Raw genomic sequence first — 18,313 nt, forward strand, 5'->3', positions numbered from 1 at the left:
TTCATCCCGCTTAATCCTCCTGCTATGAAAGGAGGATTTTTGAAGGGAGATGAATTAGAAGTAGCCTTCCTGTTTTTTCTTTTCCATCGAGCCAGCTTCATCGTGGTCAATCATACGACCCTGACGTTCTGAACTGGTTGCCAATAGCATTTCCTGAATAATTTCAGGCAAGGTATTTGCTGCTGATTCGACTGCACCCGTAAGTGGATAACAGCCCAGAGTACGGAAACGTACCGATTTCATTTGTGGAACTTCACCTTCAAGTAAAGGCATACGTTCATCATCAACCATAATTAAAGTACCGCTACGCTCAACCACAGGACGTTCTGCAGCCAAGTACAATGGCACCAAAGGAATGCTTTCTAGGTAAATATATTGCCAGATGTCTAATTCAGTCCAGTTAGACAATGGGAACACACGAATACTTTCGCCTTTATTGACCTTGCCATTATACAAATTCCACAATTCAGGACGCTGATTTTTCGGGTCCCAACGATGTTTTGCATCACGGAAAGAATAAACACGTTCTTTGGCACGTGATTTTTCCTCATCACGACGCGCGCCACCAAATGCCGCATCAAAACCGTATTTATCTAAAGCTTGTTTTAAGCCTTGGGTTTTCATGATGTCGGTATATTTAGAACTGCCATGATCGAATGGGTTAATGTTGGCATCTACCCCTTCTTTATTTTGATGAACAATCAAGTCAAAACCGTGCTGTTTTGCCATGTTGTCACGGAAAGTGATCATGTCTTTGAATTTCCAGCCTGTATCCACATGTAACAGTGGAAATGGCAGTTTCGCTGGATAGAATGCTTTTAAAGCCAAATGCAACATTACCGCTGAATCTTTACCAATCGAATACAACATGACTGGATTTTCAAACTCGGCTGCAACTTCACGGATAATATGAATACTCTCAGCTTCAAGCTGTTTAAGATGAGTAAGTCTTTCCTGATTTATTGACATTGATCACACCAGATGTACTTAAACTTGTGTACGAATAACACAGATAGAATTTGATTTTCATTATAGTGACTTAGTTATGCAGACTATTGCTTGTTTTATTATATTTATATGCAAAAAGCTCATATAAAAGAAAACCAATAAGCAGTATAAGTTTTATTTAATCAATAGTTTATTCCATCATATATTGAAATTTAACGTCATTCTCGCTACGTTTGATACATACAAATCGCGCTTACAAGCTGCTCATTTTTGAATAACTTCATAGATTATTCATCTAATTCAGTGCTTCAAGCATGAACAAAAAATGCTTAAAGTAAAAACATATTTTTTTATTTTTAAGATGCTCCCATGCCACAGATTGAACAGATCAAATCCAAACTTGAACAGGCGCAGCTGGCTGGTTTTTTGTATCAGCACAGCCCTGAGCTACTCGTCCTACAAGAGCCTTTAAACGATGATGCTTCAATGCTGAATGTTTTTGTGCAACATGAACTCAGTGCAGATCAGATTGGGCTGCAATTTGGTTTGCGTTGCCGTGATCAACAACTCTCCTTTTTAATAGGCGTGACGCATAGCAATCAAGACCGCAGCTATGAAATTGGTGCGGGCAATTTAAAGGCCGAACAAAAAGCCTTTAACTTAATGTATGCATTTTATAATTATCCTAAAGGTTTTTATTTGGTAGATGTGCCTTTAAATGCAACCACGGCAGAACTGCATCAAGCGATTGAAACGCAATTATTTTCGCAAGAAAAACTGGATTTCTTAAACACTGCTATTAAAACCAACCCCATGGGTACACAAGTAACTTGGATGAAAGCGCATATTTTGCAGCAAGCTTTAGAGATGAAAGTACGGATTCAAACGGCGTTGTTATAAGCATCATCACTTTAAGTTTCTGCGGATTACGCAAGATGCACTTAAACCCCGCCAAAACTGGTTGATTGATTAAACTCGAAATTATCGTATACTGTACATATACACAATACACTTGGATACTAAGGCTTGATTAAGAGTTTTAAACATAAAGGTCTTCAGGCTTTTTTCCAAACTGGTTCAACAGCAGGTATTCAAGCAGCGCATTCTACAAAATTACGTTTAATACTTGCAGCACTACATGCTGCATCTACGGTGAATGATTTGCGAACTCCACCCAATTGGCGTTTACATAAATTGAGTGGAAATCTACAAGATCAATGGTCACTAACAGTAAATGGTAATTGGCGTGTAATTTTTAAATTTGAAGATGGTGATGTCTACATTGTAGATTATTTGGATTATCACATAGCTTCTAGCGCAGGAGTACAAAGATGAATATGATGTTTAATGCACCTCATCCGGGCGAAATGTTGCGCGAATATATTGGTGAAACTTCTGTGACTGAAGTGGCTCAAGCACTTGGAGTGACACGTGCAAACCTATCTCGCATTTTGAATGGTCATACTGGAATTTCTGCAGATATGGCGATTCGTTTGAGTGAAGCCTTAGAAACCTCACCAGAGTTTTGGTTGAATTTACAAATGCAGCATGATTTATGGCTTGCCAGTCAACGCCAGCGACCTATGATCAAAAAATTGGTGGCAAGTGTTTAACTTTAAGTTACAACAAAAAAACAACCTGCATTTCTGCAGGTTGTTTTTTATGTCGTCAACGATGCGCTAAAACTTAGTTTTTATGACGCATGTGTGGGAATAAAATCACATCACGGATACTCGCAGCGTTGGCAAACAACATTACCAAACGGTCAATCCCGATGCCCTCACCTGCAGTTGGTGGTAAGCCGTATTCCAAAGCTTCAACAAAGTCTGCATCGTAATGCATCGCTTCATCATCGCCTGCGTCTTTTTCTGCAACCTGTGCTTGGAAACGCTCAGCTTGGTCAATCGGGTCATTTAATTCTGAGAAACCATTCGCCAATTCACGACCACCAATAAAGAACTCAAAACGGTCAGTAATGTGTGGGTTATCGTCATTACGACGTGCCAAAGGCGACGTTTCTGCAGGATATTCTGTAATGAAAGTCGGCTGACGTAATTGAGTTTCTACGGTTTCTTCAAACACAATCGTTTGTAATTTGCCCAAACCAAAACCAGGCTTCACCTGTTCTTTCAATTCTTCCTGCACAAATTTAGCCAAGAAATCACGGTCATTAACATTTTCTGGCGTGAATTGTGGATTATGCTCAAGAATGGCATCAAACATAGAAATTTTCTTGAATGGGCCTTTGAAGCTATACACTTCATCGCCATACGGCACATCGGTAGTACCCAAAATATCCAAAGCCAGTTTTTCTAGCATTTGCTCAGTCAATGCCATCAAATCTTTATAGTCGGCATAAGCTTGGTAGAATTCGATCATGGTAAATTCAGGGTTATGACGTGTAGACACCCCTTCATTACGGAAGTTACGGTTAATTTCAAACACACGTTCAAAACCGCCAACCACTAAACGCTTTAAATATAATTCAGGCGCAATACGCAAGAATAACGGCATATCTAAAGCATTATGATGCGTTTCAAATGGACGTGCCGATGCACCGCCAGGAATCACATGCATCATTGGCGTTTCAACTTCCATAAAACGCTGTTCAGTTAAAAATGCACGAATACCCGAAACCACTTTGGCACGAATTTCAAAGGTTTTACGGGTGTCTTCATTTACGATTAAGTCTAAATAACGCTTACGATATTTCGCTTCGGTATCGCTTAAACCATGATATTTGTCTGGTAATGGACGTAAAGATTTGGTCAACAATTCAAAATGTTCAATATGAACATATAAATCGCCTTTGCCTGAACGACCAATATAGCCTTTCACTGCGATAATATCGCCCAAATCTAGGCTCTTGATCGTCTCTAATGTTTCAGCACTAAGTTCTTTACGCGCCACATACAACTGAATACGACCTGTCATGTCTTGAATTACGATGAATGAACCGCGGTTCAACATCACACGACCTGCTACAGACACATACACTTTTTCGCCTGCTTCAATTTCTTCTTTAGAAACTTCTGCGAATTGTGCCTGCAAATCTTCTGCGTAGTTTTCACGCTTAAACGTATTTGGCCAAGGGCTAGTTCCCTTCGCCTGCGCTTGTTCTTGAATTTGCTTTAACTTGGCATGACGCTGCGCAATTAAATCGTTTTCGGAAATAGTGGGTTCAGAAGTCGATTGAGCGTTATGTTGCGTCATCTCTGCCTCGAATAATTACTAAAAAAAGAAGTTCAATAGAATAGCAGATTTAGACACGATTTCGTATGCCTTCTCTGACTCGAGCAATTTATTTTTTAAATTGCCACTTGCTTTTGTGATTTTTTGTAGACTTAGACCAAAAGCTAACTTCTTTCTCAGGCTAAGCGCACTACAATATTGTTCAGAAAATAGATGAAAAAGACCGTATTTTGCTGTTTTTAAACCTGCTGATGTATCAGTCTAAATATTTTATTTTCTATCCACTTTATCTTTAGGCTCAGTTTGACTCAAGATGTTTAACTTTGTGAATCTGGCAATGAATACATGTGCTTTAAAAGTCTTGTTTTTACATGGATTAGATTCCTCGCGGGAGTCGACTAAATTCCATGCCATAGATGCAAAACAAAAATTTTGTATCAATGTCGATTATCGCAACTTAAATTATCAAACTGTTGCCGATTTTTATCACAATATCATTCAAAAAATTAAGCCTGAAATTTTGGTGGGACATAGTCTAGGCGGCTATTGGGCACTCAAAATGTCTTTGTCGCACCATATTCCGTGTGTGGTGGCAAATCCAAGTTTAGCTCCCACGTTTCGCAATGACTATCCTGCAATTTCAGATGATGACTTGCAGCACGATATTCCACAATTGGCTTATTTAGAATTGGGCGATGAAATTTTGGATATGCATGCCGCGCAAGCATTTTTAGAAAACTATATGCAGACCTCTACTTTTGAGTCTGGGCATCATCGCTTATTGCATCCAGAAAATATTAATTCTTGTATTCAGCAAATCGAACAAGCTTATCTTGCCAAATAAAGTCAAAGCTATCCATTAAAAATAATCAATTAAACATCACCCATTAAAAAAGCCTGATCACAACTATGGAGATCAGGCTTTTTTACAGCAGTTACAATAACTTAAAAGGATTAAGCCACTGCTTGTTCTGGTTTAGATTTATTGTCCAATACGGACCAAATATCTAAACCTAAATTTTTGTGTAAATCTGGTAAGTCTAGGAAAATGCTTGCACCTAAAACTTGATGATTACATTTTTCAGCCAATTGTTTCACTGCTTTTAAAGTGCCACCTGTCGCCAATACATCATCTACAATAATGACTTTTTGCGCTTGCACATCGGCAGCCATTTCTAAACGGTCTAAACCGTATTCTAAGCTATAACCCACACCCACAACTGGTGGTGGCAATTTACCTGCTTTACGCACAAGTACCAAACCTTTGCCTGTACGCTGTGCCAAAAGGCTCGCCAATACAAAACCACGTGCTTCTACTGCAATAAAGCTTTCAACTTCAGCTAATTTTTCTGCAGGAATGCTGGCAATTAAAGCATCTGTTAATGAATCCAAATTATTCATAAACAAAGGCGTTAAATCATAAAAATCTACGCCTGGTTTTGGAAAATGAGGAACTGTACGAATATGCGACCACAAAAAAGTAGACAAATTGCTCATGGAAGATCAGAAATGTGACTAAAGAATGGTTGAATTTTACCGTTTATTTTCACATAAGGCTAGTGATCGAATCGGCAAGACTGCCATCAATCACGCATCAAAACACTACAAGGTTTTGATTTTTATAAACTTTAATATACTTAAAAATATTAATATATATTTATTCCATAATAAAATAGCAAAAATATAAGACTTTTACTGTACGACCAAGGTCTTAAATGGCATTTAAACGCATAAAAACGTGATTTTTCCTGCAGCCATTCTCTCATTACAATGCCGTATCTATATCAAAAGAGGTCTTTTCTGCGCGGTTATGTCCCATGCAGCTATTCATTCTATAAAAGCACAGATTAAAATCGCTTATTTACTTTACTTTAGCCGTATAACTGCGTAAAAATTTAATCAAATAGATATATCATACAACTAGTCGTAGATAAGTTTTTTGCTGATCTGGAAATTTAAAGATCGGTTTATGGAGAATTGAATGAAAAAGTATCAATGCATCGTTTGTGGATGGATTTATGACGAAGCAGAAGGCTGGCCTCAAGATGGTATTGTGGCAGGTACATTATGGGAAGATATTCCTGATGACTGGACTTGCCCAGACTGCGGCGTTTCAAAAGCTGATTTTGAAATGATTGAAGTTTAAGACCACGAAAAGACCATGTCCGATGGTCTTTTTTTAACGCCAATTTCTATGCCCTCATTTGGAGTACACCTTATGCATCCTATCGTTATTATTGGTTCAGGCATGGCAGGTTATACTGTTGCACGCGAGTTTCGTAAGCTAAATGCAGAACAAGAGTTAGTCATGATTTGTGCAGATGATGCTGCCAATTATGCCAAACCAACTTTATCTAACGCATTGGCGGGCAATAAAGCCCCTGCTCAAATTGCATTGGGCGATGCAGCTAAAATGGCAAGCCAACTCAATATGCGTATTGAAACCCACACTTGGGTTAAAGCAATTGATGCAGAAGCGCATGTACTTGAATTAGAAAAAGAGGGTGTAAGCAGCCAACAACCTTATTCTAAATTGGTTTTGGCAGTGGGTGCGAATCCTGTACGTTTAGCCATTGCGGGCGATGGCAGTGATGACATTCATGTGGTAAATAATTTAAGTGATTACACCGCATTTCGCCAACAGCTTGAACAACGTCAAGACAAACGTGTGGTGATTTTAGGTGCAGGTTTAATTGGTTGTGAATTTGCCAATGACTTGCAGCAAACAGGACACCAAGTCACGGTGATTGACCTTGCACCACAACCACTAGGTCGTTTATTGCCGGATTATGTAGCCAGTGCTTTTAAACAAAACCTAGAAGAAACGGGTATCCATTTTGTATTGGGTACAACCGTTGAAAAAGTTTCGAAAATTAAAAATGACGACTATTTAGTGACCATTACCAGTGGTCAGTCTTTAATTGCCGATGTGGTACTGTCTGCCATTGGTTTACAACCAAACATTGCTTTGGCTAAAACAGCAGGCATCGAAACCAGTCGTGGGGTCTTAACCAATGCGCAACTTGAAACCAGCCAAGCTGATATCTATGCAGTAGGTGACTGTGCGGAAGTGAATGGTATTTTATTGCCGTATGTGATGCCAATCATGCAGCAAGCACGTGCCTTAGCCAAAACCTTAAATGGTGAAACTACTCAGGTACACTACCCTGCCATGCCTGTTGCAGTGAAAACACCTGCTGCACCACTGACCGTTTTACCTGCGCCACTAGGGGTAGATGTCAACTGGCATACCGAAGAATTTGACGATGGCATGATTGCCAGAGCCTATGACCAAACCGATACCTTACGTGGCTTTGTCCTATTGGGCGCAACGGCAGCTAAACAACGCTTGAGTTTGACCAAATTAGTGCCAGACTTATTGCCTGTATCGGAATAAAATAAAAACAATAAAGGGCGATTGATTTCGCCCTTGCCTGACATGAGGATCACAACATGAATAGTGCACTTCAGTTCACCACATCGCCCTATACGGCATTTATGCACGAAACCAAAGTCGATTTAGGCAACGGAATTCAGCTGCATGTCGAAGTGGGCGGCAAAACTGAAGATCCGCCTATTTTGCTGATTATGGGTTTAGGCGCACAAATGTTGTACTGGCCCGATTTCTTTTGTAAATCACTGATTGATCAGGGTTATCGGGTCATTCGCTATGACAACCGCGATATTGGTTTGTCATCCAAAATTCGCCACAAAGGTCCACGTCTGAACACCTATAAAATGATGGGGCGTTTTAGCTTAGGTCTGCAAAACCACGGTGCGCCTTATAACTTATTTGATATGGCGGATGATGCTGCATTGCTATTAGAGCGCTTAGGCATTGAAAAGACCGAGGTGATTGGTGCTTCTATGGGCGGCATGATTGCCCAAATTTTGGCAGCCAAATATGCAGATCGCGTGAATAATTTAGGCTTATTATTTACCAGTAATAACCAGCCTTTTTTACCACCACCATTTCCGAAACAACTGTTCAGCTTGCTAGAAAGACCAAAATCACAAGATGAAAATGGCATTGTTGATCATAGTTTAAAACTATTTAAGGTGATAGGCTCACCTGGCTATGTGAATCAACTCGAAACGATGCAAACTGCACGCAAATTATATCAGCGAAGTTATTACCCTGCGGGTGTACTTCAACAGTTTTTAGCAATATTATGTACAGGCTCGTTGCTACAACTGGACAAACAAATTCAGCAACCTACCCTTGTGGTACATGGTTCGCAAGATCGTTTGCTCCCACCAGGGCATGGTAAGGCTGTTGCGAAAGCGATTCCGGGCGCTAAGTTTGAATTAATCAAAGGAATGGGGCATGATATTCCTCCACACTTTATTCCTCATCTTAGCGAACTGTTTGCTCACCACTTTAAATCATAATCATTAGGACACTATGGCTGCATTACCATCTTTAAGACAGCTGTCATACCTCGTTACACTGTCTGAAACGTTACATTTTACAGAAGCGGCTCGCCGTTCTTTTGTAACTCAGTCGACTTTGTCTGGCGGGATCATGGAACTGGAGCGCCTGCTTGGCGGCGTACTGGTAGAACGTGATCGACAGAATGTACGTTTAACCCCATTGGGTGAACAAGTCGTAGCACGCGCCCGTGTTCTGTTAGCAGATGCACAGGACTTAATGCGTTTAAGCCGTGAAATGAGTGAGCCTCTCACAGGTGATTTACACTTAGGCGTGATTCCAACCATTGCCCCATTTATTTTGGCGCAACTGTTAGATGAAGTGCATAAGCAGCTACCTAAAATTCAATTGCATTTACACGAAGCGCAAAGTGAAAAAATTGTCGAAAAACTGGAACACGGCAATTTAGATATGGTGGTGTTAGCCCTGCCATTCGATACGCGTGGTTTGAAAGTGGCTGAAATTTCTAAAGAAGATTTGTTCTTGGTTTATCACAAGGGCGATCAAAAATCGGCGCAGGCCAATTCTTTAGATGATTTGGATTTATCGCGTTTAATGCTGCTTGAAGAAGGTCATTGCTTACGTGATCACACTTTAAGTGCTTGCCCGATTGGTGAACGCAAAAACGATCATCGTTTAAAAGCCAGCTCTTTGCCGACCTTGGTTGAAATGGTGTCTGCAAATTTAGGCTTTACCCTATTGCCTGAAATTGCAATTCATAATGCCATGATCAAATCGAATCCAGATTTACAGATCAAAAGTATTGAGGCTGCACCAAGCCGTACTTTGGCTTTAATGACGCGTAAAAGCACGCCATTACAAAGTGAATTTGACGTTTTGCTGCAGATTTTACAGAAAATCACTCAAAACGCAGTCTAAATTTAGACACACGATCCAACATTTCATTAAGGAGTCAACATGGCTCCTTTTTTATTTTTCGTTCAAAAATGCGTATTGTTTTTGCAGTTCACTATGATTTAAGTGACTTATAAAAATGAATAAGTTTTAAAATGTGAGATTCATCACAAATTCAACAATTCACTCTTACCACTGAACGAAAGAACGGTATCGAGTTACATTACTCACGTTTTCAACACATTTCAAAAAAAATATTCAGCAACAATTACTTATATTTACCATTTTTATATAAAAATCACTATATTTAAGGATATTCAGTTACAGCAATATCACGCACAATCTATTTATCAAAATTATTTATAGAACAGCACAGGAGTAATTGCCATGATTCACAGAGATCTCATTTTACCTGTACCTGTTCTGCTGATTGATGATCAGGTAGAAGCACTAAAAAATTTAAGCCACATTTTACAAAATTTTGGCTACCCTAAAGAGGTTTTGCTTTGTAGCTCATCGCTCGCAAATGCAGTGTTGATGGTGCAGCAACATTTACCTAATTTGGTATTTATCAATTTACAGTCTTGGTCAAAAGCTCAAATTGATTTTATTCAAAATCTCAAACATTTCCGTAAAGACACCTTAATTGTGGCAGTGCTGCCTTCCAGTATGCCCAAACAATTGCTACAAGCCATCCATTTAGGCATTTCAGCCTATGTCTTTAGCGACCAATCTGCTACAGGCATGCAAAACCAGATTCGCACTATTTTACGTGGTGGCTCACCGCTAGATGTCAACTTGGCCAATGAAATTTTAGCCTGCGAACAATCCATTGTCGCACATGGCCATTCTTTGGCACTCTCTAAAACTGAACATGAAATATTGGCGCTTTCAGGACAAGGTTTGCCCTCACAACAAGTCGCAGCCAACTTGCATGCTTCGGAACAACTGGTGCATGGTTATGTGAAAAGTATTTATCGGAAAATTATGAATGCGGATGATGCGATGTGCTGTTTTTCTTAAGCTGATCAATATAAAAGATAAATCAAAAACATAAGTATTAAATAAGCATCAAACAATTAATTAGAAACAAAAAAGAGCGATGTCTGGCATCGCTCTTTTTACCTGTTATAAATGCTTTAAACTAAACAATACTATCGGTCAGTATACGCTGCGCATTGTGTGGTTCTTCACCCTCAGCTGCTTTTACACGCACCCAAGTTCCATCACCCTGCAACAACCACGCCTGTTGATTGTCTTGCATGTAGGTCAATAAACCTTGCTCATAAATACGCTTTTTCAAGGCAGGATCTTCAATTGGGAAACACGCTTCAACACGGTTAAATAAGTTACGATCCATCCAGTCAGCACTTGAACAATAAATACGTGGATTGCCATTATTAGAGAAATAATAGACACGGGTATGTTCAAGGAAACGTCCGACAATCGAACGCACACGGATATTTTCCGATAAGCCCGGCAAACCTGGGCGCAAGCAGCAAATTGAACGGATGATGAGATCAATTTGCACACCCGCCTGAGACGCCTCGTACAATTTATTGATCAATTGCATTTCAGTCAGTGCATTCACTTTCACAATAATTTGTGCGGGCTTACCTGCTTTAGCATTGGCAATTTCTTCATCAATATAATTCACCAACTGTGCGTGCAGGGTAAATGGTGCATGCAACAACTTTTTCAGTTTTGCCATTTTACCCATGCCTGTTAGCTCTTGGAAAATACGATGCACATCTTCACACAGCTCTTTGTCTGTGGTCAGTAAACCATAGTCGGTATAAATACGCGCATTGCCTGCGTGGTAGTTACCTGTGCCTAAATGTACATAACGCACCAATTTATTATTTTCACGGCGCACCACCAAAATCATTTTGGCGTGGGTTTTATACCCCACAATACCGTACACAACCACAGCGCCCGCTTCTTGCAACACGTTAGCCACAGCAATGTTAGATTCTTCATCAAAACGTGCACGCAGTTCAATCACCGCAGTCACTTCTTTACCGTTTCGTGCAGCCTCTGCAAGCACTTGTACAATTTCAGAATCTGCGCCACTACGATATAAAGTTTGCTTGATTGCCAAGACTTGTGGATCACGTGCAGCTTCACGCAGCAAGTTAATCACGGGTGCAAAAGATTCAAACGGATGGTGTAATAAAATGTCTTGCTTTTGCATCGCTGAAAAAATATTTTCAGACTTTTTTAACACCTTTGGAATGGCGGGTGTATGTGAATCATAACGTAAATGTGGACGTTTAAAATTAGACAATAAACGCGCCAAGTTCACTGGGCCATCTACTTTATAAAGTTGCTCTTCTTCAAGATCAAACTCATCTAACAAATAATCATAAATGGCTTTCGGGCAGTTTTGCGTTACTTCTAAACGTACCGCACGACCAAAACGGCGTGAGTTTAATTCGCCTTTTAGGGCTTTAGCCAAGTCTTCAACATCTTCATTTAAGGCCAAATCTGCATTACGGGTCACGCGGAATTGATAGCATCCTGTCGCAGTCATGCCTGGGAATAAGTCAGACACATGCTCATGAATAATTGCTGAAAGCATGACGTGGTGCTCTTTACCGCCTGTAAGTTCATCGGGTAAACGCACTACACGTGGTAATGAACGAGGAGCAGGAACAACCGCCAAATCAATTTGACGACCAAAAGCATCTTTCCCTTCCAAAGTCACAATAAAGTTCAGGCTTTTATTGACCAAACGTGGGAATGGATGTGCAGGGTCTAGGCTAATTGGGGTTAATACAGGGGCAACTTGCTCTTGGAAATATTTTTTCACCCATGCCGATTGTGCAGGGGTTAATTCACCACGACGTAAGAAACAAATGTCTTCTTCACGTAATTTTGGCAAAATTTCCTGATTTAAAATACGGTACTGGCGTTCAATAGCAGCATGTGCTGTTTTAGAAATTTGATCTAACACTTGTTTAGGTGTTAAACCATCTGGGCTTCGGCTTTCATTGCCCAAGTCCAATTGTTCCATCATGCCCGCAACACGAATTTCAAAAAACTCATCCAAGTTACGTGAAAAAATCAGCAGGAAGTTCATGCGTTCCAACAAAGGATGCAACGGATCGACAGCTTGCTCAAGCACGCGCAAATGGAAATCTAAAATAGACAGTTCGCGGTTAATGTAGCGATCATTATATGTATATTCTGTTTGCGCAGGAGTCGCGCCTGTTGCCGTATTCATACCCACCTATGCTTTTTTAAAATGTTTGGCACTGCTACAAGTATGCTTCAATTTTGTGACATTTTCATAAAAAAAGCCTAAAAAATTAGGCTTTGTGGATATTTTCACATTTTATAGTTTGTTTTCGCTCAATTTAGGGAATTTCCGCATAACGCATATAGCGCTGCACCATCTGTTTACGGGCTTTTAATGCCCCCGCATTACGATGTTCCTGAAAATATTTTGGATTGGTTAAAATCGCAGCCAAGAAAATTGCTTGATCACGGCTTAAACTTTTTGCACTTTTGCCAAAATAATGCTGTGCCGCAGCTTCGGCACCATAAATATTATCGCCAAATTCTACCGAGTTGAGATAGACCTCTAAAATACGCTGCTTTGACCACATGCGTTCCATCATCCATGTCGCCACAACTTCTTGCCCTTTACGCAAAAAAGATCGCTTATTGTATAAAAACAAATTCTTGGCGAGCTGCTGAGAAATTGTGGAACCACCTGCAACAACCTTGCCTTCATCTTTGTTCCGTTCCAGCGCAGTTTGAATACCTTCCCAGTCAAAGCCATGATGTTGCATAAATTTGCCATCTTCGGCAGTCACCACAGCTCGCTTTAAATTATCACTGAGTTGGTCATAGTCGCGCCATTGATGTTGTATAGGCTTACTCGGTTCAGCCCAATAATCCAAACGCATCATCATGGTCGATTGCACAGGCTGCGTACGCCACCACACCAAGCTGCTAAAAATCCATAATTGAACCAAAAGCACCACACTGACAAGAATTAACAAAGTTCGTATAAAAAAAGCTTTCATCTTGGTGCATGGCTCCTGAAGCGTTATTTTTTCGTGTTAAGCTTAGATTGATCACTACGACACAATATTCAAATATATGTCCCAACATCCCCCAAACCTGCGCAACAATAAAGTTGAAATTCACCTGTGGTGGATTACCGCAGCCCTGATTGCAATAAACGTGGCTTTGTTTGCATGGCAAGTGCTCAACGGCATGAACATTAGCAATCCTAGCCCGCAAGATGCAATACGCTGGGGTGCTGATTATGCACCTTTAACCTTTTTGGCGGAACCCATTCGCCTGTTCAGCAGCATGTTTTTTCATTTCGGTTTAGTACATTTAATGTTAAATATGTGGGCCTTGTATATTTTTGGCAGCGTCAGTGAACAGTTGTTTGGGCGTGTCTATTTTATAGTGTTATATGTTTGCGCAGGTTTGATGGGTAGCCTGCTTAGTGGCTATGTCAGCATTCAAGACAGCTATACCCTGCTCGAACAAGGTGTCGCTAATCCAAAGCTGTTACCTAGAGTGGGTGCAGGTGCATCGGGTGCAGTGATGGGACTTGGAGCTGCACTGACGGTATTGGCGTTATTGCCCCAATTACCTCGCCAAAAATTTCTGTTGGATGGCAAGACTTTGGTGATGGTGATGGCACTGAACTTAGGTATGGGCTTTATGATCAGTGGCATTAATAATGCTGCACATATTGGCGGCATGCTCATGGGCGCAGCCATGACACTCATTTGGTACCTTGGACAACGCAGCAAACACAGTAACTTAGTGAACAGTTTTGCGATGCTCCTTGCACCATTGGGTTGTGCTGCATTTTACTGGTATTGCCATAAACTGCTTGCTCCAATTCAACCCCTTTGGCAAGAACTGCTTAGCATGATGCAACGCAGTCTGGGTTGAACAATCAACCTTTACAGCAAGTAAAACAACATCAACTAGAGATGAATCAGGACTGATTCATCTCCCTTAAACTTTGCAGTGGCGGAATATCGCATAAATAACTTAAACGATAACGTCCAATCAAGGCACACAGCACGGTCATAAATACAGGCAAAATCAGCCAGATTTGCCAATGTGGTTGCAGCATTAAATCCATGCGGTAACTGGCAACAGCACTAATGACTTCGGCAAATAAACACGCCACTATTCCCGCTATAAAGCCCATAAAACCGATTTCCAGACTCAACATACGTTTGAGTTTTTGTTTAGAACTACCAAAAGAACGCAGTAATGCGACTTCGCGTTTGCGCTCATCCATCAGCAAGTTTAAACACGCGATTAATACCAACAGCCCAGACACACTCACCAAAATGGCTAAAATGGTGATGATCTGCACCAACACATTCACAATGCGTTTAATTTCATCCAAAATTAGGCTGACATCAATAAACACTGTGTTGGCAAATTGCTGAATCAATTGAATTAGTTTCGGTTTATCTGCTTCAGGCACATAGAAACTGCCCAAATAACTGCCTGCATTTTCATCCATAGTGTGCGGTGAAAAAATAAAGAAAAAATTTGGACTAAAGCTTTCCCACTCCACCGTACGCAGATTAATCACTTCGGCTTCAAGTATGCCTTCAGGCAAACTAAAACTGAGTCGATCACCAATTTGAATGCCCAACTCGGCAGCCGTATCTGCTTCTACTGACACTTGTCCCACTGCACTGAAATTGGCTTGCCCATTTACAATGATATTATCGGCAGGATAACGGTCAGACTGTGTCAGGTTGAGTTCGCGTCTTAACGTATTGCTTTGCTGAATTAAGGCGTCGGCAAAAGGTTGATCATTTTTGGCGACCAAACGCCCACGTATATTTGGATAAAGTGGCGTGCTGTGCCACTGCTGCTGCGTTAATTGTTGTTGAAACTCAGGCATATCAAACGGTGGCAAGCCGTAAACAAACTGATTGGGTGTTCCTTCGGGCAATTGCTGCTGCCAACGATCTAGCAGGTCGGTACGCAACACTGCAAGTACCGTAATTAAACTTAATCCTAAAGCCAATGCAGTAATTTGAAATGCCGTGACAGCAGGCGCACGAATATACGCTGCGAGTCTGCCTTTAGAATGACGCAATAATTTTAATAAACTCCACACCACTCCATACAGCAATACGCACAGCGCAATAATCGCACCAATCACCCATGTACTAAGCACTAAACTTTCGGTCAAGACCACACAAAATACGATTAGACTTAGCGTCCCTGTAAGCAACATCCACCACCAAGCGCGCATGCTTTTGTCTTGTTGGCGAATCACGCGAATCGGTGCGGTATTCAGCAATTGCAATAAATTAGGCAGCACAAAACCCAACAACACCACAGCACTGGTCAGCATGGCGATTGGCAATGGCCCAAGCAACATTGCCATGGCTGAAAATTGAATTTCCAGGTGCGGAATCAGTTGCAGCATGATTTGCAACAAAGCATAGCCCAACGTCACGCCCAAAATACTGCCAATGCCCATAGCGATAATTAAGACCAAAGCAAGCAAAGCCAAATAAGCGGCTAAAATTTGTCGTTTACTTGCACCAATACAACGTAATAAGGCGATATGATCCTGATTTTGTTGCACATAGCGCTGACTGGTCAAACCAATCGCAATCCCACACAATAAAATGGTCAGGATATTCGCTAACTGTAAAAAGGTATCTAAATTGGCAATGGGGCGCATTAAGCGAGTATTGCCTTCACTGGCATTGCGTAGTCTTAAACTACTTTGTTCTTCAAAGTTTTGTTCAGGGCTGGCCGTTTGCTGTGCCTGTGCAGGCTGTTGTGTATGTGTTTTAAAATACTGCTCAAAATTTTGTGTATCTTTGGCGCTGCCTGCCAACAACAAACGGTAATCTATGCGGCTACCCACTTGAATCGCGTGGGTACGTGCCACATCGGCCTGTGAAATAATTACTGTCGGCGAAAAACCTGAAAAACCGAGTTCCTGATTAGAATCATGTTCAATTTTGGCAGTCACGGTAAATGCTGCATCGGCAATATTCACCGTTTCACCAAGTTTAACGTGAAGCAAATCCATGGCACGTTGGCTGAGCCAAATTTTACCAGATTGAATCTTGTCCGCTGCAGGACTCACCCTCAATTCACCACGTAACGGAAAATTGTGCTCAATCGCTTTGACATTCACCATCACAAATTGCGCTTGAGTATGTGCCATCGAACTAAATACAGTCACATGCGACTGTTGTAACTGATGTGCAGTCGCCTGATCCTGCCAGTCTTGCGCAATGGGCTCATTGTCACTTAGGACTAAATCACCCGCCAACATTTCTGCCGCTTGCAACGCTACCGCATTTTGAATTTGTTCATTGCTAAACTTTAAGGCCGTGGTCGCACTAATCGCTAAAGTCAGCGCAATAATCAGTAAATAGACACCACTGCTTTTAAAACTCTGCTTTAACAGTGGATGAAATAATGCGTTCATTTCATCCTCCTGTTATGGCAGCGGTTGGCTTAGCTGCAAATTGCTCAACCAATTGCCCATCAATTAAAGCGTAATGGCGCTGACATTGTGCCGCCAGTTTCGGGTCATGCGTGACCAACACCAAAGTTGTGCCCAACTCACGGTTCAATTCAAATAACAATTGCTCAATTTCAGTTGCAGTTTCACCATCCAAGTTTCCTGTCGGTTCATCGGCAAAAATAATTTTAGGTTCACGAATTAAAGCACGCGCAATGGCGACACGTTGTTGCTCGCCTCCCGAAAGCACTTTCGGCGTTTGCTGTGCCTGACGCTCTAAACCGACACGTTTCAGCAAATTCAGCGCTTTTTGTTCAGCTTCTGCATATTTAAATTTTTCCTGTAAACGCAGGGGCAACATCACATTTTCCAGTGCAGTTAAATGTAGCAACAACTGAAAAGACTGAAACACAAAACCAATATGCTTTAAACGAACTTCTGCACGTTGTTCTTCATTTAATTCTGCAATCGACTCACCACAAATCAGCAATTTTCCACTACTGGCTTGATCTAAAGTTGCCAAAATACCCAATAAGGTCGATTTTCCCGAACCCGAACGACCAGTAATAGCAACTTGTTCGCCTGCCTGAATATCGAGGTTTAAATTCTCAAAAATGGTCAATTGTTTTTGTGCAAGTTGTATCTTTTGTGTCAAATTTTGGGCAGAAATAATCGTTTGTGGCATGATATTAGATTCTTTAGTGTTTTGAGTCATACGTTTCCCATTATGCAAAATCGCAATCTAACTAGTCGTGTCTTCCCGCGTGTGTTGCTGCTTGGACTATGTTTCAGCCCATTCGTGGTATCTGCAAAAACCATTATGATTGTAGGTGACAGCTTAAGTGCAGGTTACGGCATACAACCACAACAAGGTTGGGTTCACTTATTGCAAAAACGTTTAGAACAACAGTATCCGAAACAGCATAAAGTGGTCAATGCAAGTGTCAGTGGCGAAACCACCAGTGGTGCTTTGGCGCGTCTGCCTAAATTGCTGCAGACCCATCGTCCAGACGTTGTAGTCATTGAGTTAGGCGGAAATGATGGCTTGCGTGGACAACCGCCACAAATGATTCAAAAAAATTTAGCGAACTTAATTCAGCATAGCCAAAAAGCCAAAGCGAAAGTGGTGATTTTTGGGATGAAAATGCCGCCAAATTACGGCTCGGCGTATAGCAAAGCATTTGAAAATAACTATAAAGTGGTGAGTCAGCAATATAAAGTCAAATTACTGCCATTTTTTATGGAAGGTATTGCGGGCAATAAGCAATTGATGCAAAAAGATTTAATTCATCCAAATGCCAAAGCTCAGCCTATTTTGCTAAATAATGCTTATCCATATATCAAAGGCGCTTTATAAAGCGCCTTTGAGGAAAATCTAATTGCTGTGC

General features: G+C 41.0%; 18 protein-coding genes. 11 read left to right on the plus strand and 7 right to left on the minus strand.

What is annotated here, in order from left to right:
- Positions 1-54 precede the first annotated feature (54 nt).
- Entirely contained in the window at positions 55-963 is a 909-nt protein-coding gene (gene cysD, locus VF675_RS02375) for a sulfate adenylyltransferase subunit CysD (protein ID WP_353675769.1), read from the minus strand.
- Between the two features lie 354 nt (positions 964-1,317).
- Between cysD and VF675_RS02380 the strand changes: the two genes are divergently transcribed.
- The 3 genes from VF675_RS02380 (at position 1,318) to VF675_RS02390 (ending at position 2,561) form a co-directional block, all read left to right on the plus strand.
- Positions 1,318-1,848, plus strand: coding sequence for a hypothetical protein (locus VF675_RS02380; protein ID WP_096900966.1), 531 nt, complete (start codon positions 1,318-1,320; stop codon positions 1,846-1,848).
- Positions 1,849-1,974: 126 nt separating this feature from the next.
- Positions 1,975-2,283 carry a type II toxin-antitoxin system RelE/ParE family toxin gene (locus VF675_RS02385; RefSeq protein WP_096900967.1) on the plus strand — a complete coding sequence of 103 codons (309 nt, stop codon included), beginning with the start codon at positions 1,975-1,977 and terminating at the stop codon, positions 2,281-2,283.
- Entirely contained in the window at positions 2,280-2,561 is a 282-nt protein-coding gene (locus VF675_RS02390; protein WP_004971994.1) for a HigA family addiction module antitoxin, read from the plus strand. The genes VF675_RS02385 and VF675_RS02390 overlap by 4 nt, the downstream gene beginning before the upstream one ends.
- Before the next feature lie 73 nt (positions 2,562-2,634).
- On the opposite strand, the gene lysS is transcribed toward VF675_RS02390, so the two are convergent.
- On the minus strand, positions 2,635-4,161 hold the full coding sequence (gene lysS, locus VF675_RS02395; RefSeq protein ID WP_303363049.1) for a lysine--tRNA ligase: 1,527 nt from the start codon (positions 4,159-4,161) through the stop codon (positions 2,635-2,637).
- A gap of 316 nt (positions 4,162-4,477) precedes the next feature.
- Between lysS and VF675_RS02400 the strand changes: the two genes are divergently transcribed.
- Positions 4,478-4,984, plus strand: coding sequence for a YqiA/YcfP family alpha/beta fold hydrolase (locus VF675_RS02400; RefSeq protein ID WP_026438299.1), 507 nt, complete (start codon positions 4,478-4,480; stop codon positions 4,982-4,984).
- A 110-nt stretch (positions 4,985-5,094) separates the two neighbouring features.
- Here VF675_RS02400 and VF675_RS02405 read toward each other — a convergent pair whose 3' ends face one another.
- Positions 5,095-5,637 (minus strand): adenine phosphoribosyltransferase, encoded by a 543-nt coding sequence (locus VF675_RS02405; protein WP_004972003.1) that lies wholly within the window; start codon positions 5,635-5,637, stop codon positions 5,095-5,097.
- Positions 5,638-6,121: 484 nt separating this feature from the next.
- Between VF675_RS02405 and rubA the strand changes: the two genes are divergently transcribed.
- From rubA to VF675_RS02430, 5 genes are all read left to right on the plus strand, one after another.
- Complete coding sequence (gene rubA, locus VF675_RS02410) at positions 6,122-6,286, plus strand: rubredoxin RubA (protein ID WP_004972007.1); 165 nt, start codon at positions 6,122-6,124, stop codon at positions 6,284-6,286.
- 72 nt (positions 6,287-6,358) lie between these two features.
- On the plus strand, positions 6,359-7,537 hold the full coding sequence (locus VF675_RS02415) for an FAD-dependent oxidoreductase (RefSeq protein ID WP_096900969.1): 1,179 nt from the start codon (positions 6,359-6,361) through the stop codon (positions 7,535-7,537).
- A 56-nt stretch (positions 7,538-7,593) separates the two neighbouring features.
- Positions 7,594-8,532 carry an alpha/beta fold hydrolase gene (locus VF675_RS02420; RefSeq protein WP_131261612.1) on the plus strand — a complete coding sequence of 313 codons (939 nt, stop codon included), beginning with the start codon at positions 7,594-7,596 and terminating at the stop codon, positions 8,530-8,532.
- A 13-nt stretch (positions 8,533-8,545) separates the two neighbouring features.
- Positions 8,546-9,451, plus strand: a complete 906-nt coding sequence (gene oxyR, locus VF675_RS02425) for a LysR family transcriptional regulator OxyR (protein ID WP_440204685.1) — start codon at positions 8,546-8,548, stop codon at positions 9,449-9,451.
- A gap of 363 nt (positions 9,452-9,814) precedes the next feature.
- On the plus strand, positions 9,815-10,450 hold the full coding sequence (locus tag VF675_RS02430) for a LuxR C-terminal-related transcriptional regulator (RefSeq protein ID WP_180112175.1): 636 nt from the start codon (positions 9,815-9,817) through the stop codon (positions 10,448-10,450).
- A 121-nt stretch (positions 10,451-10,571) separates the two neighbouring features.
- On the opposite strand, the gene ppk1 is transcribed toward VF675_RS02430, so the two are convergent.
- Complete coding sequence (ppk1, locus tag VF675_RS02435; protein ID WP_180095997.1) at positions 10,572-12,653, minus strand: polyphosphate kinase 1; 2,082 nt, start codon at positions 12,651-12,653, stop codon at positions 10,572-10,574.
- A gap of 133 nt (positions 12,654-12,786) precedes the next feature.
- On the minus strand, positions 12,787-13,461 hold the full coding sequence (gene mtgA / locus VF675_RS02440; RefSeq protein WP_004972019.1) for a monofunctional biosynthetic peptidoglycan transglycosylase: 675 nt from the start codon (positions 13,459-13,461) through the stop codon (positions 12,787-12,789).
- A gap of 76 nt (positions 13,462-13,537) precedes the next feature.
- On the opposite strand from mtgA, the gene VF675_RS02445 reads away from it, so the two are divergent.
- Entirely contained in the window at positions 13,538-14,353 is an 816-nt protein-coding gene (locus VF675_RS02445) for a rhomboid family intramembrane serine protease (protein ID WP_440204686.1), read from the plus strand.
- 46 nt (positions 14,354-14,399) lie between these two features.
- On the opposite strand, the gene VF675_RS02450 is transcribed toward VF675_RS02445, so the two are convergent.
- Both VF675_RS02450 and VF675_RS02455 read right to left on the minus strand, forming a co-directional pair.
- Positions 14,400-16,889 (minus strand): ABC transporter permease, encoded by a 2,490-nt coding sequence (locus VF675_RS02450; RefSeq protein WP_440204687.1) that lies wholly within the window; start codon positions 16,887-16,889, stop codon positions 14,400-14,402.
- Between the two features lies 1 nt (position 16,890).
- Entirely contained in the window at positions 16,891-17,640 is a 750-nt protein-coding gene (locus tag VF675_RS02455) for an ABC transporter ATP-binding protein (RefSeq protein ID WP_440204688.1), read from the minus strand.
- Positions 17,641-17,652: 12 nt separating this feature from the next.
- Between VF675_RS02455 and VF675_RS02460 the strand changes: the two genes are divergently transcribed.
- Positions 17,653-18,282 carry an arylesterase gene (locus tag VF675_RS02460; RefSeq protein WP_004972029.1) on the plus strand — a complete coding sequence of 210 codons (630 nt, stop codon included), beginning with the start codon at positions 17,653-17,655 and terminating at the stop codon, positions 18,280-18,282.
- Positions 18,283-18,313 lie beyond the last annotated feature (31 nt).

This window comes from Acinetobacter sp. Lyrl_1 (assembly GCF_051948795.1).
GTDB classification, from domain to species: Bacteria; Pseudomonadota; Gammaproteobacteria; order Pseudomonadales; family Moraxellaceae; genus Acinetobacter; species Acinetobacter towneri.